At 69.8% G+C, this 20,566-nt stretch carries 17 protein-coding genes; 11 read left to right on the top strand and 6 right to left on the bottom strand.

Annotation, left to right across the window (positions count from 1 at the left end; genetic code table 11):
• Window positions 1-191: 191 nt before the first annotated feature.
• Window positions 192-4,880 carry a glutamate synthase large subunit gene (gene gltB, locus IPN47_06430; protein MBK9407677.1) on the top strand — a complete coding sequence of 1,563 codons (4,689 nt, stop codon included), beginning with the start codon at window positions 192-194 and terminating at the stop codon, window positions 4,878-4,880.
• A gap of 55 nt (window positions 4,881-4,935) precedes the next feature.
• Here gltB and IPN47_06435 read toward each other — a convergent pair whose 3' ends face one another.
• Complete coding sequence (locus IPN47_06435; GenBank protein ID MBK9407678.1) at window positions 4,936-5,337, bottom strand: hypothetical protein; 402 nt, start codon at window positions 5,335-5,337, stop codon at window positions 4,936-4,938.
• Window positions 5,338-5,534: 197 nt separating this feature from the next.
• Here IPN47_06435 and IPN47_06440 point away from each other — a divergent pair, with 197 nt between their 5' ends.
• On the top strand, window positions 5,535-6,032 hold the full coding sequence (locus IPN47_06440; GenBank protein ID MBK9407679.1) for a DUF1269 domain-containing protein: 498 nt from the start codon (window positions 5,535-5,537) through the stop codon (window positions 6,030-6,032).
• 82 nt (window positions 6,033-6,114) lie between these two features.
• On the opposite strand, the gene IPN47_06445 is transcribed toward IPN47_06440, so the two are convergent.
• The 5 genes from IPN47_06445 to IPN47_06465 all read right to left on the bottom strand — a co-directional run bounded on the left by IPN47_06445 (window position 6,115) and on the right by IPN47_06465 (window position 10,826).
• Window positions 6,115-6,645 (bottom strand): hypothetical protein, encoded by a 531-nt coding sequence (locus tag IPN47_06445; protein ID MBK9407680.1) that lies wholly within the window; start codon window positions 6,643-6,645, stop codon window positions 6,115-6,117.
• A 169-nt stretch (window positions 6,646-6,814) separates the two neighbouring features.
• A complete protein-coding gene (locus tag IPN47_06450) occupies window positions 6,815-7,321 on the bottom strand; it encodes a hypothetical protein (GenBank protein ID MBK9407681.1) in 507 nt (168 codons plus the stop codon).
• Complete coding sequence (locus IPN47_06455; protein MBK9407682.1) at window positions 7,318-7,866, bottom strand: GNAT family N-acetyltransferase; 549 nt, start codon at window positions 7,864-7,866, stop codon at window positions 7,318-7,320. The genes IPN47_06450 and IPN47_06455 overlap by 4 nt, the downstream gene beginning before the upstream one ends.
• Complete coding sequence (locus IPN47_06460; protein ID MBK9407683.1) at window positions 7,863-8,408, bottom strand: hypothetical protein; 546 nt, start codon at window positions 8,406-8,408, stop codon at window positions 7,863-7,865. The genes IPN47_06455 and IPN47_06460 overlap by 4 nt, the downstream gene beginning before the upstream one ends.
• Window positions 8,409-8,492: 84 nt before the next feature.
• Entirely contained in the window at window positions 8,493-10,826 is a 2,334-nt protein-coding gene (locus IPN47_06465; GenBank protein MBK9407684.1) for an RNA-binding transcriptional accessory protein, read from the bottom strand.
• Window positions 10,827-11,051: 225 nt separating this feature from the next.
• Between IPN47_06465 and IPN47_06470 the strand changes: the two genes are divergently transcribed.
• The 9 genes from IPN47_06470 to ypdA all read left to right on the top strand — a co-directional run bounded on the left by IPN47_06470 (window position 11,052) and on the right by ypdA (window position 20,526).
• Window positions 11,052-11,867, top strand: a complete 816-nt coding sequence (locus tag IPN47_06470; protein ID MBK9407685.1) for a TetR/AcrR family transcriptional regulator — start codon at window positions 11,052-11,054, stop codon at window positions 11,865-11,867.
• On the top strand, window positions 11,864-13,177 hold the full coding sequence (locus IPN47_06475; GenBank protein MBK9407686.1) for a TolC family protein: 1,314 nt from the start codon (window positions 11,864-11,866) through the stop codon (window positions 13,175-13,177). The genes IPN47_06470 and IPN47_06475 overlap by 4 nt, the downstream gene beginning before the upstream one ends.
• A gap of 26 nt (window positions 13,178-13,203) precedes the next feature.
• Window positions 13,204-14,097, top strand: a complete 894-nt coding sequence (locus IPN47_06480; GenBank protein MBK9407687.1) for an HlyD family efflux transporter periplasmic adaptor subunit — start codon at window positions 13,204-13,206, stop codon at window positions 14,095-14,097.
• On the top strand, window positions 14,094-15,074 hold the full coding sequence (locus IPN47_06485) for an ABC transporter ATP-binding protein (protein ID MBK9407688.1): 981 nt from the start codon (window positions 14,094-14,096) through the stop codon (window positions 15,072-15,074). The genes IPN47_06480 and IPN47_06485 overlap by 4 nt, the downstream gene beginning before the upstream one ends.
• Complete coding sequence (locus IPN47_06490; protein ID MBK9407689.1) at window positions 15,071-15,805, top strand: ABC transporter ATP-binding protein; 735 nt, start codon at window positions 15,071-15,073, stop codon at window positions 15,803-15,805. The genes IPN47_06485 and IPN47_06490 overlap by 4 nt, the downstream gene beginning before the upstream one ends.
• Entirely contained in the window at window positions 15,802-16,905 is a 1,104-nt protein-coding gene (locus IPN47_06495) for an ABC transporter permease (GenBank protein MBK9407690.1), read from the top strand. The genes IPN47_06490 and IPN47_06495 overlap by 4 nt, the downstream gene beginning before the upstream one ends.
• Before the next feature lie 3 nt (window positions 16,906-16,908).
• The gene (locus IPN47_06500) at window positions 16,909-18,045 is read left to right on the top strand and encodes an ABC transporter permease (GenBank protein ID MBK9407691.1); all 1,137 of its coding nucleotides are present in this window, start codon (window positions 16,909-16,911) and stop codon (window positions 18,043-18,045) included.
• 139 nt (window positions 18,046-18,184) lie between these two features.
• Window positions 18,185-19,480: an adenylosuccinate synthase gene (locus IPN47_06505; protein MBK9407692.1), complete on the top strand. Its 1,296-nt coding sequence runs from the start codon at window positions 18,185-18,187 to the stop codon at window positions 19,478-19,480.
• A gap of 2 nt (window positions 19,481-19,482) precedes the next feature.
• The gene (gene ypdA, locus IPN47_06510) at window positions 19,483-20,526 is read left to right on the top strand and encodes a YpdA family putative bacillithiol disulfide reductase (protein ID MBK9407693.1); all 1,044 of its coding nucleotides are present in this window, start codon (window positions 19,483-19,485) and stop codon (window positions 20,524-20,526) included.
• The last annotated feature ends 40 nt before the right edge of the window (window positions 20,527-20,566 follow it).

The following is a 20,566-nucleotide window of genomic DNA, read 5'->3' on the forward strand; positions in this document are numbered from 1 at the left end:
AACAGCGTCGCGCCCTCTTTATCAGCAATAGCAATCGACTTCTTGCCAAGGTACGGGCAGGGAGCGGGGCCGGCTGACGCGCGTGCATAAGTAATCAGCGATGTCACCGAGGCCCGCTCGTTATCGAGCGGGCCTTTTTTCTGGGCATCCCTCTCCGGGGAGCGCCCGTTCGCCCCACCACAGGAGCACCGATGGCCGACCACGGGCAGCGTATCCGCTCGGCAGACTCCCGCAGCACACCGCTGGTTCCAACGCACACCCTCGCCCCCGACGAGCGCCACGCACGGCGCGGCTCGCCGGATGACGCGTCGCCCTCCAGCCCGTGGCGTCCGCGGGATGCCTGCGGCGTGGGCTTCATCGCGCAGCAGTCGGGGGAGCGGTCGCACGAGGTCACTCGCCTTGCCCTGGAGGCGGTGTCGCGCGTGGCGCACCGCGGGGCGTCGTCGACCGACAAGTCGGGGGATGGGGCCGGGCTCCTGACCCAGATTCCGTACCGCCTCTTCCGGCGCGATGCCGATCGGTGGGGTGGGGTGCTCGCGCCCGGGCAGCCGTTCGCCGTGGGGATGTTCTTCCTCCCGGTGCAACCGGCGGCCCGCACGCGGGCCGCCGCGCTCATCGAACGGGTCCTCGCCGCCGACGCGCTGCCGCTGCTGGGGTGGCGCGAGGTCCCGGTGGATCCGATGGCGTTAGGCAGCACGGCCCGCGCGTCGATGCCGTACATCGCGCAAGTGCTGGTGGGACAGCCCGCCGGCATGGACGACCCGGCGACCTGGGAGCGGGCGCTGTACCTCGCGCGCCGCGAGATGGAGCGCGAAGCGGCCCGCGAGGGGCTGGCGCCGTTCTACTGCTGCTCGATGTCGTGTCGCACCATCGTCTACAAGGCGATGCTGACAGGATCGCAGCTCCCGCGCTTCTACACCGACTTCAAGTATCCCGAGTTCGAGACGGCCATTGCCGTCTTCCACGAGCGCTACGCCACCAACACACAGCCCAGCTGGGAGCTGGCGCAGCCGTTTCGCCTCCTCGCGCACAACGGCGAGATCAACACGCTGTGGGGGAACCGCAACGCGATGACGATGCGCCAGCCGATGCTGGCCACGCCGGCATTCGGTGACAAGAGCGACCGCGTGCGCGACGTGATCGATCCCAGGGGGAGCGACTCGACGTCGCTCGACAATGCGATGGAACTGCTGGTGCGCGCGGGGCGCACGCCGGTGCACGCGGGGATGATGCTCGTCCCTGAGGCGTGGGAGAAGTATCCCGACGTCGACAGCGACGTGAAGGCGTTCTACGAGTATCACCAGTGCGTGATCGAGCCGTGGGATGGGCCGGCCGCGCTGGCCTTCAGCGACGGCGTCACGGTGGCCGCGGCGGTCGATCGCAACGGGTTGCGCCCGTGCCGCTACAAGATCCGCTCCGACGGGATGATCGCGCTGGGGTCGGAGGTCGGGCTGGTCGACTTCGACCCGCGCGAAGTGGTGGAGACGGGGAAGCTCGGTTCCGGAGAGTCGCTGCTGGTCGACACGCAGCGCAAGCTCGTCCTGCGATCGCTCGAGGCCAAGCGCGAGATCGCGACGCGCAAGCCGTACGCCAAGTGGGTCGCGCGCTACATGGCGACGCTCCCGCCGAGCGCTGGCGAGGAACCGCTGGTGACGTCGAGCAGCGCCTTGCTCCCGATGCAACTCGCCTTTGGCTATGGCTTCGAGGACGTGCGGATGGTCCTCGAGCCGATGGGCGGCACGGGGGCCGACGCCGTGTGGAGCATGGGCGACGACACGCCGATTCCGCCGCTGTCGACCTTCCCGCAGGGCGTGTACGCCTACTTCCGCCAGCGCTTTGCGCAGGTGACCAACCCGCCCATCGACTCGTTGCGCGAGACGCAGGTGATGTCGCTGCGCATGCACCTGGGGCGTCGGGGTTCGCCGCTCGAGGAGCGTCCCTCCCACGCCCGCATGCTGCGCGTGGAGCATCCCGTGCTGCTGCCTGACGAGATGCGGGCGCTCCGCGACTTCGCCCTCTTCGACGTGCGCACGCTCGATGCCACCTTCGCCGCGGCCGACGGTCCGGGGGCGATGCTCGTCGCGTTAGGCAGCCTGTCGCGCGAGGCTGAACAGCTCGTCCGCCGCGGGGCGCGGATCCTCATCGTCAGCGACCGGCTGGCCGGTCCGACGCGCGCGCCGATTCCCATGCTCCTCGCGCTGGGGGCGGTGCGACAGCACCTGATTGCCAAGGGGCTCCGCGCCCGTGTGGGGCTGGTAGCCGAGGCGGGTGATGCGTTCGACCCGCATCACGTGGCGGCGCTCGTGGGGTACGGCGCCGAAGCGGTGCATCCGTGGCTGGCCATGGAGACGGTGGCGGCGATGTACGCGGAGGCGCCGGAGCACGGGCGTCGCGATGTCGACGCGACCCAGCGTCCGCTCCCGGCCGAGGCGCTGGCGCGCTATCGCTCGGCGATCGAGAAGGGGTTGCTCAAGGTGCTGGCGAAGATGGGGATCGCCACGCTCTCGTCGTTCTGCGGGGCGCAGATCTTCGAGGCGCTGGGGCTCGGCGCCGAGGTGATCGACCGGTGCTTCGCCGGGACGGTCTCACCGTTAGGCGGGCTGGGATTCGCAGAGCTGGCCGCGGATGTCATGGCGCGCCACCAGGCGGCGTGGCCGCACGTTGGCGAGTTGCCGCACAGCCTCCCCGACTACGGGCGCGTGCGCTTCCGCAAGGACGGTGAGGATCACGGGTGGGCGCCGGGCATCGTGGTGGCGCTGCAACGCGCGACCGGGAGTGCGCGCTCGGCGGGGATCAGCGGCGACGAGGCGTATCGCGACTTCCTGTCGAAGAACGGGGAGCGCCGGGCGTCGGGACCGCGCGACCTGCTGCGCTTCACGACGCGGACGCCCATCCCGCTGGACGAGGTCGAACCGGTGGAGGCGATCCGCCAGCGCTTCGTCTCGTCGGCGATGTCGCTGGGGGCGCTGTCGCCCGAGGCGCATGCGACCATCTCCATCGCCATGAACCGGATGGGGGCACGCTCCAACTCGGGCGAGGGAGGCGAGGATGCGCGCCACTATGCGTCGCTGCCTAACGGCGACCGCGCCGACAACCGCATCAAGCAGGTAGCGTCCGGTCGATTTGGCGTCACGACCGAGTACCTGGCGCGTGCCGAGGAGCTGGAGATCAAGATCGTGCAGGGGGCCAAGCCCGGCGAGGGAGGGCAGCTGCCGGCGCACAAGGTGACGGAGCTGATCGCGCGGCTGCGCCACTCGGTGCCGGGCGTGTCGCTCATCTCGCCGCCGCCGCACCACGACATCTACTCCATCGAGGACCTCGCGCAGCTGGTGCACGACCTCAAGACGGTGAACCCGCGGGCGCGCATCGGGGTGAAGCTGGTGGCGGAGGCCGGGGTGGGGACGGTCGCGGCCGGCGTGGCGAAGGCGTTCGCCGACTACGTGCTCATTGCCGGCTACAATGGCGGGACGGGGGCCTCCCCGCTGTCGTCGATCAAGCACGCCGGCTCGCCGTGGGAGCTGGGGCTGGCCGAGACGCAGCAGGTCCTGGTGAAGAACGGGCTGCGCCACCGCATCGAGGTGCGCGTGGATGGCGGCTTCAAGACAGGTCGCGACGTGGTGATCGGGGCCTTGTTAGGCGCGGAGTCGTTCGGCTTCGGGACGGCGCCACTCGTGGCGCTGGGGTGTGCGATGGCGCGGCAGTGCCACCTCAACACCTGCCCCACCGGCATCGCCTCGCAGCGCGACGACCTGCGCGCCAAGTTCCGTGGGACTCCCGAGCAGGTGGTGGCGTACTTCACGCACGTGGCCGAGGAGGTGCGCGAGATCCTCGCGTCTCTTGGCGTGCGTCGCCTGCAGGACATCGTTGGTCGCGCCGACTACCTGGAACGCGAGGAGCGCCCGGAGCGTCCACGCGCGGCGCTGCTCGACCTCTCGTTCCTCCTCACGCGTGCCGAGCGGGCGGGGGAACCGGCGGTGCGCACGGTGGCCCGCAACGAGCGGCCGCCGATGCCGTCACTCGACGAACAGATCCTGCGCGACGCCGAGCCGTTCCTCGGGCACGGGCTCCCGTTCTCGGGACACTACAACATCCGCAATCACCACCTCACGGTGGGGGCGCGCGTGGCGGGGACGATCGCCGAGCGGCACGGCGATGCGGGGCTCCCCGCCGAGTCGATGCACCTGCGCTTCAGCGGGAGCGCGGGACAGAGCTTCGGCGCGTTCACCATCTCGGGGATGCATCTCGACCTCGAGGGAGAGGCCAACGACTACCTGGGGAAGGGGCTCAGCGGAGGGGAACTGACCCTTCGCCCGTTCCGCGAGGCGCTGTACGCGCGCGCGAGCCACGAACACCTGATCCTGGGGAACACGGCGTTGTACGGTGCCACGGCCGGGCGCGTCTTTGCCGCGGGGCAGGCGGGTGACCGCTTCGCCGTCCGCAACTCGGGGGCGGTGGCGGTGATCGAGGGGGCGGGGAACCACTGCTGCGAGTACATGACCGGTGGAATCGTCGCCGTCCTCGGGCGGACCGGCCGCAACTTCGGGGCGGGGATGTCGAACGGCGTGGCGTACGTGCTCGATGAACGCGGCGACTTCGCCGGGCGCGTGAACCACGACATGGTCCTGATCGGCGACCTCGATCATGAGGATCGCGTCCTGCTGCACGCGCTGGTGCGCGAGCACCGCGACCGCACGATGAGCCTGCGCGCGCGCACGATCATCGCCAAGTGGGAGTGGTACCTCCCGCTGGTGCGGAAGGTGAAGCCGCGCGGTGCCTCGGAGCACGTGGCGGAGATCCGGCGGCGCTACCTCGACCGTTACGTGCGCCCCGCGGTGGCCAGCGACGCCACGCTCGACGCGGAGGTGCGCAAGACGGCGTAGGGCAGTGAAGGCGGGATCGTCCCCGGCGTGGACGCGGATCCGCGCCGGGGACGTGTCACTTCTTGCAGAGGTGCTGTAGGGCCACGTCGGCGAAGTTTCCGGCGATGGCGGGGCCGAAGCCCGGCTGCTTGTTCACCGTGCGCTGGAAGACGGTGTTGGACTTCTCGTCGATGTACGTCGCGTTCTCCTTCGTGGCGAACGTCATCTTGGCGCAGTCGAACATGGCGATCGCGCGCGAGGCGGTGAGGTCGCCCTTGGGCGACTTGACCGGCTTGGTGTAGGCCACGCGGATGGTGGCGTTCACGATCCCGTCCTTGCCCTTCTTGACGGTGCGCGGGTCGATGAACACCGGGTTGCCGGTGCGCGTCTTCCCGATCTCCTGCCATCGCGGCTGCGCGGCGGCGGGGGTGGTGGTGACGAGCGGGGCGAGGAGGGCGAGGAGCGCGAGGCGACGCATGAGGGAGGCGACCGAAGCGGGGAGTGGTGGCTGTGTCCGAAACGTTACGCTGATGGGCGCGCGCACCGGAAGGGTCGGGGAAGGAGGACACCGGAGGGGGAGGGCGGGGAGTTGCACGTCGGCGCCGTCGGTGCGATATACGCAGGCGTCCGCCGTTCGCCCGAAGCGCCGCCGTCCACCATCGCTGGAGCCCGTTCATGACCGTTCCCCCGAGCGCCACCCCGCCCGCGTCCCGCAAGATCGTGATTGCCCGCTACGGCAGCACCGGTGGTGCCAAGCTGGGGCTCGACCAACTCAAGAATGCGGGGACGCGCCTTGGCAACGCGGCGGTCATCGAGCGCGAAGCCGACGGCAAGATCGGCTTCACCGAGACCCAGGACTGGGGGATCGGGAAGAGCGCGGCGATCGGCGCGGTCGCGGCGCTCGTGCTCCCGGGGATCGGCCCGGTGATGGGGGCGCTGGCCGGCGGACTCGCGGCGTATTTCATCGACGCCGGATTCCCCGATGACCTGCTGCGCCAGCTGGGGAGCGGACTCGAGATCGGGACCTCGATGCTCGTCGCCCTGGTGCGCGAGGAAGACCTGTTGCATGCGGAACAGGTCATCGTGACCAGTGGTGGCACGGTGCTGGGGAGCGGCTTCGAGCCGGACCTCGGCGCGGCGCTGGAGCGCATGCGCCCGAACGACGCCAGCTGAGCGGGCGGCCCCCCCGAATGGACAGAGCGCCGGTGCGAGTGGATCGCACCGGCGCTCCTGCTTTCAGGCGCGAGGCGAGGCGTTAGGGAAGTCCCTGCGCGATGCGCAGCTTCACGCGCTCGGCGAACATGGTTTCGAAGGCGCCGGTGCTCCCGCAGGCGACCGGTTCCGTGGAGTTGCCGGCGACGTCCTGCGCGCCGCCGATCATCGCCAGCCGCAACGTGGTGTGCGTCGAGTCCTTCGCGTCGGCAAAGGCGAAGGCGGTGACGTAGACGCGCCAGTTGTCGGCGTTGGAGCCGGTGATCCCCTGCCCGCAGTTGAGCCAGCGGGAGATGGGGCGTCCAGCGAAGCTGCGCATCTTGGCTGTGCTGGTGACGCCGACCATGCCGCGCACCGAGTCGCGCGCGTCGACCTGGAGCTTGAGCTCGGCGAAGACCTGCGACGCGGCGTGAAAGACCAGGCCACGCGGCGAGTCGATCGTCACGGTCGACGCCATGGAGTCGACGTTGACCGGGCCGGGGTGACCGATGATGCCGAGGCGCACGCGCGCGTTCTGCGCGCTGGCGGAGCTGCTGGCGACGGCGAGGGCGAGCGACGCGATCAGGAGGCGCACGGCGGGCATTCCTTGGTGGGCGGTGGACCTTCTCCAATCCAACGGGGCGCATGGGGGTGGCGCAAGAGCGTGAGCGATGCGGGTGGCGGCGCCCCTGTCGGGCGGGCTCGTCGACAGACGGCTCGTCGCCGACTGGCTCGTCGCCGGAACGCTCGCTTCGCGGGTCGGCTCATCGCCCTTCGGCGACGAGGAACCCGCGCTGTTTCAGGAGGTCGAGCAGCCTCGCGATACGTTGCAGCGACTCGCGGTCGTTCTCGTTGATCGGGTGCGGGTCGCGCGACATGCGCGGCGAGCGCATCTCCTCGGGCGACATGGTGAGCATGCGGTTGCGGTCGCGCGCGGTGGCGTCGACTACGAGGACGATGCCGGTGCGGGCGTCGTCGGCGGGCTCGCGGTGCAGGCGCACACGCAGGCGAATCTCGGCCTCTCCCATTCCGCCACGTCGCACGACGAAGGTGCTGGTCACGACGTCGGCGTCGGCGGCTGGCGCCCCGTCGACGGTCATGCGGGCGCTGTCGAGCGCCTCTCGCACGAGCGAGCGTGCGGAGTCGAGTGTCGTGGCCGACATGAGCGTGTACGGCGGCAGCTGCAACCGCGGCCGGCTCGTCGCGCAGCCGACGGTCGCGGCCAGGGCGAGGACGAAGGCCGGGATGGTGGTGCTGGTGGCGCGCGTCATTCCTCGCCCGCGAACCGACGCAGCATCACCCAATCGTTCTGCACGTCGGTGCCCACGACGAACGGCTTGGTCCCGGCCTGGACGAAGCCGCACTTGGCGTAGAAGGCCTGCGCGCGCGGGTTGTGTTCCCACACGCTCAGCCAGAGGGCGCTCGCGCCTCGAGCGCGCGCGGCGTCGGCGACCGCCTCCATGAGCGCCTGGGCCACGCCACGACCATGCCATGGGGTGTCCACATAGAATCGCCAGAGCTCGAATGGGGCGAGGTGCGCCACGCACGCTGGTGCCTCGCCCACGCGGATCTGCGCATAGCCGGCGAGGGAGTCATCGACCTCCGCCAGCAGGACGTCGACATCGGGATCGGCGATCTCGGCCCCTTGCTGTGCCTCGCTGTAGCTTTTCGTCAGGTGCAACGCGAGGTCCTCGGGGGAGTTCGAGTCGCCGAACGCCGCGGCGAAGGTGCGCGCCGCGATGTCAGCGAGCGCGCGTGCGTCGTGTGCGGTCGCTCGCCGCACGCGGACGGTGGGGCGGGGGGCGTCGGCGTTCATGTTGCTCCCAGTCGTTGGCGCACGAGTTCGAGGATGCGGTTCTCGATCGCCCCGGTACTCTCGCAGGCGATGGGATCGCCGAGCGGGCCGCTGAACGCCTGCGCACCGGCGGCGACCGCGACACGTACGCGTGAACCCCCGCCGCTGGCGGCGGCGACCCCGGCGAGGATCGCCATGTGAACGCGATAGGCGTTGGCGGTCGCGCCCGTGTGGCCGATGCCGCAGTCGACCCAGGTGGACATCTGCTTGCCGGCGAAACGTCGGGTGTGCTTGAGCCCGAGATTGCCCACCAGCCCCGCGGCCGAGTCACGCACGGCCACCTCGACCCCGAGTGAATCGAGGGCGAATCGCAGCGCGGTGAAGACGGCCCCGGGAGGGGCGTTGACGGCGACCGCGGTTCCCACGGTGTCCAGACGAACAACACCGCGAAAGCCGGGGAGCATGACGGTGGCATTGAGCGCCTGCGCGCGGGCAGGCGAGGCGGCGCCGGCGATGGCGAGGAGGAGCGCGGCGAGCGGTGTCAGGAGACGTCGCGGAGCCATGGCGAGAGTCGAGGTCGAAGAGCCGGGTACCAGCTGCTGCACTGATACCCGGCGAGGCGCCAACGTGCCCGCGTGCCGGGCCGCCTACTTGAAGCGCATTCCGTTGGGCGCAATGTAGCCCTTCCCGGGAGTCGGGGCGGGCTTGGGCGGTGGTGCCCCTCGCCCACGATCCCCAGACCCCTTGGCCGGCGGGGAACCCGTACGCTCGGCGCGTGCGGTCCGCTCGACCGCGGCGGGCCGTTCTCCGGTGGCGGCCGGACGCGAGTCGCTGCGCATGGTGAGGGCGATGCGACCACGGGCGAGGTCGACCGACTGCACGGTGACCTTCACCTTCTGCCCCACCTTCACCACGTCGTTGGGGTCCTTGACGTAGCGATCGGCCAACTGGCTCACGTGCACGAGGCCGTCCTGGTGGACGCCGATGTCGACGAAACAGCCGAAGGCGACGATGTTGGTGACGACTCCTTCCAGGACCATGCCGGCGGAGAGGTCCGCGGGCTTCTGGATGTCATCCCGGAAGGCGGGGGGCTCGAACGCCTGACGAGGGTCACGTCCGGGCTTGCGCAGTTCATCCACGATGTCGCGCAGCGTGGGGAGTCCCACGTCGCCGGAGACGTAGCGCGAGAGTTCGACGGTGCCGAGCAGCGCATCGTTGCCGATGAGCGAGGCGACGTCGGCCCCCAGGTCGCTGGCCATGCGTTCGACCAGGGCGTATCGCTCGGGGTGAACGGCGCTGGCGTCGAGCGGGTGTTGGCCGCCGCGCACGCGCAGGAAGCCGGCGGCCTGCTCGAAGGCCTTGGCGCCGAGGCGCGGCACCTCGCGCAGTTCGGCGCGCGACTTGAGTCCGCCGCGCTGGTCGCGCACGGCGACAATGGACTGGGCAAGCGAGGGACCGATCCCCGAGACATAGGCCAGCAGGGCAGCGGAGGCCGTGTTGACCTCGACGCCGACGCGGTTCACGCACGAGGCGACGATCTCGTCGAGGCGTGACTTGAGGCGCGGCTGGTTGACGTCGTGCTGGTATTGCCCAACGCCGATCGACTTGGGGTCGATCTTGACCAGCTCGGCGAGCGGATCTTGCAGCCGGCGGGCGATGGAGACGGCGCCGCGCAGCGAAACGTCGAGTTCGGGGAACTCGCTGCGGGCGAGGTCGGAGGCGGAGTAGACCGATGCGCCGGCCTCGTTGACCACGACGACCTGCGGGCGCGGTGCATCGAGCTCGCGCAGCGCCGCCTTGACCAGCGTCTCGGTCTCGCGGCTCGCCGTCCCGTTGCCGATGGCGATGAGCTCCGGGGTAAAGCGGGTCGCCATCGCGCGAATGGCGCCGGCGAAGCGGTCTTCCTGGTGGAGATAGAGCGTGTCGGTGTGGACGAGGGCACTGGTGGCGGTGACGACGGCGACCTTGACCCCGGTGCGGAAGCCCGGGTCGAGGCCGATCACGCGTCGCTCGCCGGCCGGCGGGGCGAGGAGAAGTTGCTCGAGGTTGCGACCGAAGATCGTGATCGCCTCGTCGTCGGCGCGCGACTTGAGCTCCAGGCGCAGCTCGACCTCGATGGCGGTCGCGAGGATGCGCTTGTAGGCATCCGTGGCCGCGAGTGTGAGCTGCTGCGCGGCGCGGCGTCCCTCGAGGATCTCGCGGGTGAGGCGTGTGATGATCGCCTCGACCGGGGCCTCGATGCGCCACATGAGCTCTTCTTCCGCCTCGCCGCGACGAATGGCGAGCATGCGATGCGACGGGATCGTCCCTAACGACTCGCTGAACTCGAAGTAGTCCTTGAACTTGGAGGCGTCGCTGGCCTTGCCCGGGAGTACGGTGCTCTTCACGATCCCCTGCGCACGCGTCATCTCGCGCACCCAGCCGCGCACGGTGGCGTCTTCGGCCACCTGCTCGGCGATGATGTCGCGCGCGCCCAGGAGCGCCGCGTCGACCGTGGGCACCTCGAGCGTCTCGTTGACGAACGCGGCGGCGGCCTCGAGCGCCTCGGCGTCGTTGAGTGCGCCGCTCCATAGCTGCTCGGCGAGCGGGGCGAGGCCGCGCTCGCGGGCGATCATCGCGCGCGTGCGACGCTTGGGCTTGAAGGGGAGGTAGAGGTCCTCGAGCGCCTGCTTGGTGTCGGCGGCGTTGAGCTGTGCACGCAGCGCGTCGTCGAGCTTGCCCTGCTCGTCGATGCTCTTGATGATGGCGGCGCGCCGCTCTTCCATCTCGGCCAGGTAGTCGGCGCGGTCGCGGACGTCGCGGAGCTGGACTTCGTCGAGCCCGCCGGTGACTTCCTTGCGATAGCGGGCAATGAAGGGGAGGGTGTTCCCCTCGTCGAAGAGGCCCAGGGTGCGCTCGACCTGTCCCGTGGCGAGGGACAGCTCCTTGGCAACGCGGGCGATGATGCTGGGAGATGAGGCGGTCGTGGTTGTGTCGGACATGCGGCGAGGATCGCGAACCGAAAGGACCGATGGCGGCGGGACACGCGACCGGTGTGGAGCGGGCAAGCTGAACGCGTCGCGCGTGCGGGGCAACGGCTTGACATCGTGGCCACGTGTCGCTGCCGTGCGGCGGGACGGCGGCGGTCACGCGTGCGGTTCGTGGTGCGACGGGCATGCGGAACGCGCCCGATTGACGTCCGGGGGTTGACCATACAGTTTAACCACATGGTTAAACCAACTGGTTCAACACGCCCGGCCCGTGCCGCGGCCCGCCGCACGGGAAAGGGCGCGGGCACAGGCGCCCGAACGAGCGCTCGGCCGGGCGCTGGCAAGGGCGCGGAGAAGCCCAAGGCGAGCCCGACGCGCGCGCGATCGAAGGGCGCCGCCGCTGCGGCCGTCCCCTCCGCCCCGTCCGCCACACCCGCGCGCCCCGCCGATGATCAGGCGAGCCGCGAGCGCATCCTGGCCGCCGCGCACCGCGTCTTCATCCGGCAGGGGACCGCCAAGGCGCGCACGCAGGAGATCGCCGACGAGGCCGGGGTCAACAAGGCGCTCGTGCACTACTACTTCGGGACCAAGGAGGCGCTCGCCGACGCGGTCTTTCGCAACGCCGCCTCGCAGTTCATGCCGCGCATCTTCGGGATCCTCGCCTCCGACACGCTCTCGATCGAGGACAAGGTGCGCGCCGTGGTGCGCGAGCAGGTCGAGTTCCACCTGGCCCGCCCGTACCTCGCCGGCTACGTGATCAGTGAGGCGCACGCCGCACCGGAGCGTGTGCGCGCCGTGATGAGCGGGGCGACCGGCGGGGCGCCACTCGGCGTCTTGCGTCGGCAGCTCGCGGCGGCCGCGGCGGCCGGCGACATCCGCCGGATCTCCGCCGAGCACTTCGTGGTGAGCCTCGTGGGGCTCCTCGTCTTTCCGTTCATCGCGCGTCCCCTCTTGCCGGTCCTCATCGGGATCGACGACGATCGCTTCCCTGCCTTCGTCGAGGCGCGCAAGCGCGAACTCCCCGACTTCTTCCTTGCAGGGCTGCGTCCGTGAACGCCACGCGATTCCTCCTCACCGTATGCGCGTTAGGCGCCGCCACCGGCGCCAGCGCCCAGGACACCCTCTCGCTCGGGGCGCTGCAGGCGGCCGCGGTGCAGCGCGACCCGCGCGCCGTGCAGCCCGAACTCCTGCGCGCCGCCAGTGCCCAGCGCCTCACGACGCTCGACATGGAGCGCCGCCCGCAGCTGGCCTTCAATGGAAGCGCGTCGCACCAGAGCGACGTGACGCAGATTGCCCTCAAGCTCCCGGGGGCGTCGGTGCCGACGCCACCCAAGGATCGCTGGCAGGCCACCCTCGACCTGCAGCAGGTGGTGTACGACGGTGGATCGATTGCCGCGCGCCAGTCAGTGGAGCGCGCGCGACTCGCCGAGTCGTCCGCCGCGGTCGATGCCGCGCTCTATCGCCTGCGTGGCGAGGTCAACGGCGCCTTCTTCTCGGCGTACCTCCTGCAGGAGCGCACGCGCGAGTTCGACGCGTTGCTCGGCGACCTCGAGGCCCGGTTGCAGCTGGCGCGAGCCCGCGTCGTGAACGGAGCCGCGCTTCCACGCGACACGTCGGCCATCGTGGCCGAGCAGTTGCGCGCCGTGCTGGCCCGCGACGAAGCGGTGTCGGCGCGGCGCGCGTCGATCGCCGTCCTCGAGCGCCTGACGGGACGCACCATCGCCGAACCGTCCGTCTTCGCGTTGCCGGCGCTGGCGCTCGAGGTGGCCCGCAGCCGCGACGAGGGACGCGTGGAGGCGCTGCGGGCCCGTCCCGAGTTTGCGCAGTTCGCCCGCACGCGTGAACGGCTCGAGCGTGAGGCCGCGCTGACACACGTCGAGAATCGCCCGCGTGTCCTCGCCTTCGGGCAGGCGGGGCTCGGTCGTCCGGGACTCAACCAGTTCCGCACCGATCCCGACGAGTTCTGGCAGGCGGGGCTCCGTATCGAGTGGCGCCCATGGACCTGGCGCAGCGCCGACCGCGCCTCCGAGTCGTTGCGGCTGCAACAGCGCATCGTGACCACCGAGGAGCGCGCGCTCGCCGACCAGTTGGCGCGCGCGGTCGAGAGTGATCTCGCCGACATGCAGCGGCTGCAACAGGCGCTGGTGAGCGATGCGCGCCTCGTCGCCCTGCGCGACGACATCGAACGCCAGGCACGCGCGCAGTTCACCGAGGGGGCGATCACCGGCGCCGAGTACGTCGAGACGCGCACGGATGTCGTCGAGGCGAACCTCACGTTGCAGCGGCACCGCGCCGAGCTGGCGCAGGCCGAAGCCCGCTATCTCACCACGTTGGGGCTCGCCCCGCGTTCACTCCAGCCGTAGCACCCATGTCATCCGTTCGACAGTTCATGATGGTAGCGACCCTCCTCTCGGTCGCCGCCTGCCGCAAGGAGAGCGCCGACGCCTACGGCAACTTCGAGGCAACCGAGGTGACGGTGTCGGCCGAGGCGAGCGGGCGCGTCCTGCGGCTCGACGTGGAAGAAGGGGCGCGACTCGCCGCGGCCGCCGATGTCGGCCTCATCGACACCACGACGCTGGCGCTGCAGCGTGCCGAATTGCTCGCGCGGCGAGCGGCGGCGCAGGCGCGCGTGCGCGAGGTCGATGCCAACGCCGCGACGCTGGAGACGCAGCGGGTGATCGCCGAGCGCGAGCTGGCGCGCACGCGTCGGCTGCTGGCACAGCAGGCAGCGACCGCGCAGCAGGGCGATCGCGCGGAGCGCGACGCGAAGGTGCTGGGCGATCAGCTGCAAGGTGCGGCGGCCACCCGTTCGACCGTCGGGAAGGAGGTGGCCTCGATCGACGCGCAGGTGGCCTCGATCGACGAACGCCTGCGCCGCAGCCGCGTCGTGGCCCCCGGAGGCGGAACGGTGCTGGCCCGCTACGTGGAGCCCGGCGAGTTCGTGCAGCTCGGGACGCCACTGTTCAAGATGGCGGCGCTCGACACGCTGACGCTGCGGGCGTACCTGAGCGGGGCCCAGTTGGCGCAGGTGGCGCTCGGGCAGTCGCTGACGGTGCGCGTGGACGCGGGCGGCGACTCGCTCCGCACCGTGCAGGGACGCGTGACCTGGATTGCGGCCACCGCCGAGTTCACCCCCACGCCGATCCAGACGCGCGAGGAGCGCACGGTGCAGGTGTACGCGGTCAAGCTCGCCGTGCCTAACGTGGATGGGCGGCTGCGCATCGGGATGCCCGCCGAGGTGACGCTCGCCGCGGCGGCACCCGCAACCGGCGCCTCGAAATGAGCACCGGGGTGCAGTCGCCGCTGGTGTCAGGTGCATCGCGCGCGGGGGTCGCCGTGGCGGTGCGCGATTTCACCAAGCGCTTCGGCGACGTGACGGCGGTGGACGGCATCTCGTTCGACATCGCGCCGGGAGAGCTGTTCGGCTTCATCGGCCCCGATGGGGCGGGGAAGACGACGCTCTTTCGCACGATGGTGACGCTGCTCGTCCCCGACGCCGGGCGCGTGGAGGTGCTCGGTCGCGATGTGGTGGGCGACCTGTGGGCGCTGCGGTCGCGCGTGGGCTACATGCCGGGACGTTTCTCGCTGTACCCCGACCTGAGCGCGATGGAGAACCTGCAGTTCTTCGCCTCGGTCTTCGGGACGAGCGTGGACGAGGGGATGCGGATCATCGAACCGATCTGGCGGCAACTGGCACCGTTCGCCAACCGCCGGGCGGGGGCGTTGTCCGGGGGGATGAAGCAGAAGCTCGCGTTATGCTGCGCCCTCGTGCACGCCCCCGAGATCCTCTTCCTCGACGAGCCCACGACCGGGGTGGACGCGGTGTCGCGGCGCGAGTTCTGGGACTTGCTGGACCGACTACGCGGCGGCGGCCTCACGATCGTCGTCTCGACGCCCTACATGGATGAAGCAAGTCGCTGCGATCGTGTGGCGCTGATGCAGAAGGGGCGCCTCCTCCTGGTCGACGCCCCCGGGGCGATCGGTGAGGCGTATCCGCGCCCCATCTTCTCCGTGCGTGCCGCCGAACGACTCGGGACGCTGGGGGTGCTGCGGCGCTTTCCGCATGCGGCGGCGGTGTGGCCCTTTGGGGAAGTGGTGCACTACACCGATGCGCGCCCCGGCATGTCGAACGCGTCGATCATCACCGAAGTCGAGGCATTCGCGCGCGCCGCGGGAGTCGAGGCGCTGGAGGTGCGGCCGATCGCGGCGGGAATCGAGGACGCCTTCATGTGGCACATGATGGCGCAGGAGCGGGCGTGAGCGCGCTGGCGATCGACGCGCGCGCGCTCACGCGACATTTCGGCGACTTCACGGCCGTCGACGCCATCACGTTTCACGTGGCACAAGGCGAAGTCTTCGGCTTCCTCGGCGCTAACGGTGCGGGGAAGACGACGGCGATGCGCATGCTGATCGGGCTGCTCGAGCCGACCTCAGGCTCGGCCACCGTCGCCGGCTTCGATGTGGCAAGCGCATCGGAGTCGGTGCGTCGCAGCATCGGCTACATGAGCCAGAAGTTCTCGCTCTACGACGACCTCACCGTACAGGAGAACATCACGCTGTACGGTGGCATCTACGGGCTGAGCGACGCGCAGATCGCCGAGCGGATGCATGCGCTGCTCGGTCGCATCGGGCTGGAGCACGCGCGAAAGGAGCTGGTGCGGCGCATCCCGTTAGGCTGGAAACAGCAGCTCGCCTTCTCGGTGGCGCTGCTGCACGAGCCACGCATCGTCTTCCTCGATGAGCCGACCGGTGGCGTGGATCCCATCACCCGGCGGCGCTTCTGGGAGATGATCTACGAGACCGCGGCGACGGGGACGACGGTGCTGGTCACGACGCACTACCTCGATGAGGCGGAGTACTGCGACCGGCTGTCGATCATGGTCGATGGTGCGATCGCCGCCATGGGGACGCCGGGTGAAGTGAAGGCGGCCTACGCCGCCTCGTCGCTCGATGAGGTGTTCCTGCGCCTGACGCGTCCGGGGGCCGCATGAGGGCCTTCCTCGGCTTCGTGCGCAAGGAGGCGTTTCACATCCTGCGCGACAAGCAGACGTTCTGGATCCTCCTGCTCATGCCGCTCGTGCAGGTGCTCCTCTTCGGCTTTGCGGTGCGCACCGACGTGTACGACATCCGGCTGGCGATCGTCGATCCATCGCCCGGTCCCGCATCGCGCGTACTGATCGAACGCTACTCGGCGTCGCCGCGCTTTCGCGTGATGGGCGTGTACGCGAGCACGGCGCCCCTCGATCAGCAGTTCCGCGAAGGCACGCTGCGCCAGGCCATCGTCCTGCCACCCGACGTGGACCGGGCGCTGCTCGGGCGCGCGCCGCTGTCCATCCAGGTCATCACCGACGCCGCCGATCCCAACACCGGGAGCATCATGCAGGCGTATGCGTCGGCGGTGCTGCAGCGCTGGCACGCAGAACAGACCATGCGGGCCGGCGGCGTGCGGCTCGATGTCGCGGCGCGCATGCGATTCAACCCGACGCTGGAAAGCGTGAACCTCTTCGTCCCCGGGCTCATCGCGCTCGTGCTCACCATCGTCTCGGCGATGATGACGGCCATCTCGATCACGCGGGAGAAGGAGACGGGGACGATGGAGATGCTGCTCGTCTCGCCGCTGCATCCGGTGGCGATCGTCGTGGGCAAGGTGGTCCCGTACGTCGTCATGGGCTTCACCAATGTCCTGCTGGTGCTGGGCGCGGCGCGACTCGTCTTCGGCATGCCGCTGCGCGGGAACGTCGCACTGCTTCTCGCCGAGGCACTGCTCTACATCCTCACCGCGTTGGCACTCGGCATCGTGATCTCGACGAGTGCGGCGACGCAGCGCACCGCGATGATTGCCGCGATGGCCGGGCTTCTCCTCCCGACGCTCATGCTCTCGGGCTTCATCTTCCCGCTCGATTCGATGCCCACGCCGCTGCAGGTGATCTCCAACATCATCCCGGCGCGCTGGTTCCTCATCATCGTGCGCGGGATCATGGTGAAGGGGGCGGGGCTCGCCACGCTGTGGCAGGAGACGCTCATCCTGCTCGCCCAGACCGTCCTGCTCCTGGCCGTTGGAGTGCGACGCCTCGCCATCCGGCTGGAGTGATCGATGCGCACCATCTTCTTCCTGATGCGAAAGGAGTTCCTCCAGGTCTTTCGCGACAAGGCGACGGTCTTCCAGATCTTCTTCATTCCCGTCGTGCAGCTGCTCATCCTGTCGAACGCGGCGACGTTCGACATCAAGCGCACCGCGCTGGCCGTGGTCGACGAAGACCGCTCGACCGTCTCGGCCGGGCTCATCCAGCGCCTCGAGGGGGGCGGGCGATTCTCCGTCGTCCGGTTGCAGCCGACGATTGCCGGCGTGGAGGCGGCGCTGCTCGACCGCGAGGTCTCGGCCGTGCTGCACATCCCGCACGGCTTCGAGGACGACCTCGTGCGCGAGCGGCACGCCCCGTTGCAGCTGCAGTTCAACGCCGAGGAAGGGGCGGCGGCGGGGATCGTGCAGGCGGCGGCGCTGGCGGTGCTCACCGACTACGCGCGGGAGCTGGGGGTGTCGCTGCCGCGTGGCCCGGCGGGTGTGTCTGGCGCGATGACCGTCGGCGCACCGCTCGACCTGCGCACGCAGGGCTGGTTCAATCCGTCGCGCAACTACAAGCACTACATGGTGCCGGCGCTCCTGGTCTCGCTCACGACGATCATCGGGCTCCTGCTCACGGCACAGAACATCGCGCGGGAGAAGGAGCTGGGGACGCTCGACCAGTTGAACGTCACCCCTATCACGAAGGGGCAGTTCATCACCGCCAAGCTCCTCCCGTTCTGGCTGTTGTCGCTCGTGATCTTCAGCATTGGCCTCATCATCGGGAAGGTCGTCTTCGGGATCCCGACGCGCGGGAGCGTGCCGCTGGTCTTCCTTTCGGCGGCGATCTACCTCGTGGTCGCGCTCGGGATCGGGCTCTGGATTTCGACGTTCACGAGCACGCAGCAGCAAACGATGTTCGTGGCCTTCTTCATCGTGCTGATCTACCTGCTCATGAGCGGGCTCTTCACCCCGGTCGACTCGATGCCGCGGTGGGCGCAGTGGGTGGCCGAGGCCAATCCGGTCAAGCACTTCGTCTTCATCATGCGCGCCGTGCTGGTGAAGGGGGCGGGGGTGGAGACCATTCTCAGGCCGCTGGCGATCCTCGCGGTGGGCGGTGTGGCGGTGCTTTCGCTGGCGGTGCGACAGTACTCCAAGCAGGCGCACTGAAAACGGTGGGGGCGAGGTGAGGCGAAGTCGTTGACTCCCGCCCCGCACCCCGTAGCTTTCGCCAACGCCCCCGCTCGCGCGCGGGGGCGTTTTTTTGTGTCCTCCGGCGCTCCGCCCGTCCCAAGCCAGGCAGCACCTCATGTTCGATTCGAAGACGCGCACCATCGTGGTCGTCGGCGCCCAGTGGGGCGACGAAGGGAAGGGGAAGCTCGTCGACGTGATCGCCGAGAAGGCCGATTGGGTCGTGCGCTACCAAGGGGGGGCCAACGCCGGCCACACGGTGCACATCGGTGAGGACTCGTTCGTCCTGCACCAGATTCCGTCGGGGATCCTGCACCCCGGGGTGCGGTGCGCGATCGGCAACGGCGTGGTGCTCGACCCCGAGACGCTCTTCACCGAGATCGACGAGCTGGTGAAGGACGGGATCGATGTAGAGGGGCGCCTCTATGTGTCGGACCGCGCCCATCTCGTGATGCCGTACCACAAGCTGGTCGATTCGGAGAGCGCGGCCTCGAAGGCGATCGGGACGACGGGACGCGGCATCGGTCCTTGTTATGAAGACAAGGCGGGGCGCCGCGGCGTGCGCGTGGTCGACCTCAAGCACATGAACAACCTGCGCCCGTTGGTGGAGAAGGGGGTCGAGACGGCCAACATGCGCCTCGAGCGCAACGGCTCGACCAAGCGCGCGTCGGTGGACGAGACGATGGAGCGCCTGGGGGCGCTGGCGCCGCGCCTCACCGCGCTGTCGGAGGACCTGGGGCTGGCGATGCACCGCGCGGTGAAGAGCGGGGCGGCGATCCTGCTCGAGGGGGCGCAGGGGTCGTTGCTCGACGTCGACCACGGCACCTATCCGTTCGTGACGTCGAGCAACACGACGGTGGGCGGGGCCGCCACCGGCTCGGGGATCGCCCCCACCGCGCTGCATACGGCGTTAGGCGTGGTGAAGGCGTACACCACGCGCGTGGGCAACGGCCCGCTCCCCACCGAGTTCGAGGAGCCGTTGCACTCGCATGTGCGCACGCTGGGCAACGAGTTCGGCGCGACCACCGGGCGTCCGCGTCGCTGCGGCTGGTTTGACGCCGTGGTGGTGCGCTACGCGGTGCGCGTGAACGGCCTCACCGACCTCGCCGTGACCAAGCTCGACGTGCTCGACACGCTCGACTCACTCGGTGTCTGCACCGGGTATCGCGTCGGCGACACGCTGTACGAGGAGTTCCCGGCCGACATCAGCGTCCTCGACGCGATCGAGCCGGTGTACGAGTGGTTCCCCGGGTGGAAGACGTCGACCTCCGATGCGCGGTCGCTCGCCGACCTGCCGCGCGAGGCCCGCGCCTACCTCGACCGCATCGAGGCGCTCGTCGATGCGCCCATCCGCTTCGTCTCCGTGGGGACGCGTCGCGACCAGATCATCGATACGTCGCTCGAGTCGCGCTAGCCATGCCGACGAGCGAGGACGCCATATCGCAGGATCCGGACGTTGTGGTCGTGGGGGCCGGCCCCTGCGGGCTGGCCGCCGCGATCTCGCTCGGGCGGGCCGGCTTTCGCACCGTCGTCGTCGATGCCGAGTGCGTCGTCAGCTCGATCACGCAGTACCCGACGTACGCGACCTTCTTCTCCACGGCGGAGAAGTTGTCGTTAGGTGGGCTCCCCTTCGTCATCTCCGAGGCCAAGCCCACGCGGCGTGATGCGCTGACGTACTACCGCGCGGTGGTGCAGCACTTCCACCTCACCGTGCGGCAGTTCGAGCGTGTCGAGGCGATCGAGGGGAGCGCGCCGCACTTCACCGTGCGCACGCGCCGGCGCGGGGGCGAGGAGGGGCGCATCGCCTGTCGTGCGGTCGTCGTGGCGACCGGGTACTGGGGCTCGCCCAACCGCCTCAACGTCCCGGGCGAGGACCTTCCGCACGTCACGCACGCCTACCGCGAGGGGCACGTCGCCTTCCAGCAGACCGCGGTGGTCGTCGGCGGCGGCAACTCGGCGGCCGAAGCGGCGCTCGACCTGTGGCGCGCCGGTGCCGCGGTCACACTCGTGCACTTCGGGCCGTCGTTCGACAAGAAGATCAAGCCGTGGATCCTCCCCGATCTCAACAATCGGATTGCCGAAGGGGCGATTCACGTGCGGTGGAACTCGCGCGTGACGGCGATCCAGGGCGACCAGGTCGAGGTCGTGGGCGCCGACGGCGTGACCGGGCGCGTGCAGGCCGATCACGTCTTCCTGCTCACCGGCTTCGCGCCTAACGTGGCACTGCTGCGCGAGGCGGGGGTGCCGATCGACGCCGAGACGGGCATCCCGTCGCACGACCCCGCCACGCTGGAAACGAGTGTCCCCGGGCTCTTCATCGCGGGGGTCGTGACGGCGGGCTACGATGCCAACAAGGTCTTCATCGAGAATGGGCGCTTTCATGGCGACTTCATCGCGGCGCGCCTGCAGGGTTCGGCGCCGCCACCGCCGCCACGGTTGAGCCGGGAGCTGGATACGTAGGGACGGGAGACGGGAGACGGGAGTTCGGGGTACACGGCGC

The sequence above is a fragment of the Gemmatimonadota bacterium genome, assembly GCA_016719105.1.
Taxonomy (GTDB): Bacteria; Gemmatimonadota; Gemmatimonadetes; order Gemmatimonadales; family Gemmatimonadaceae; genus SCN-70-22.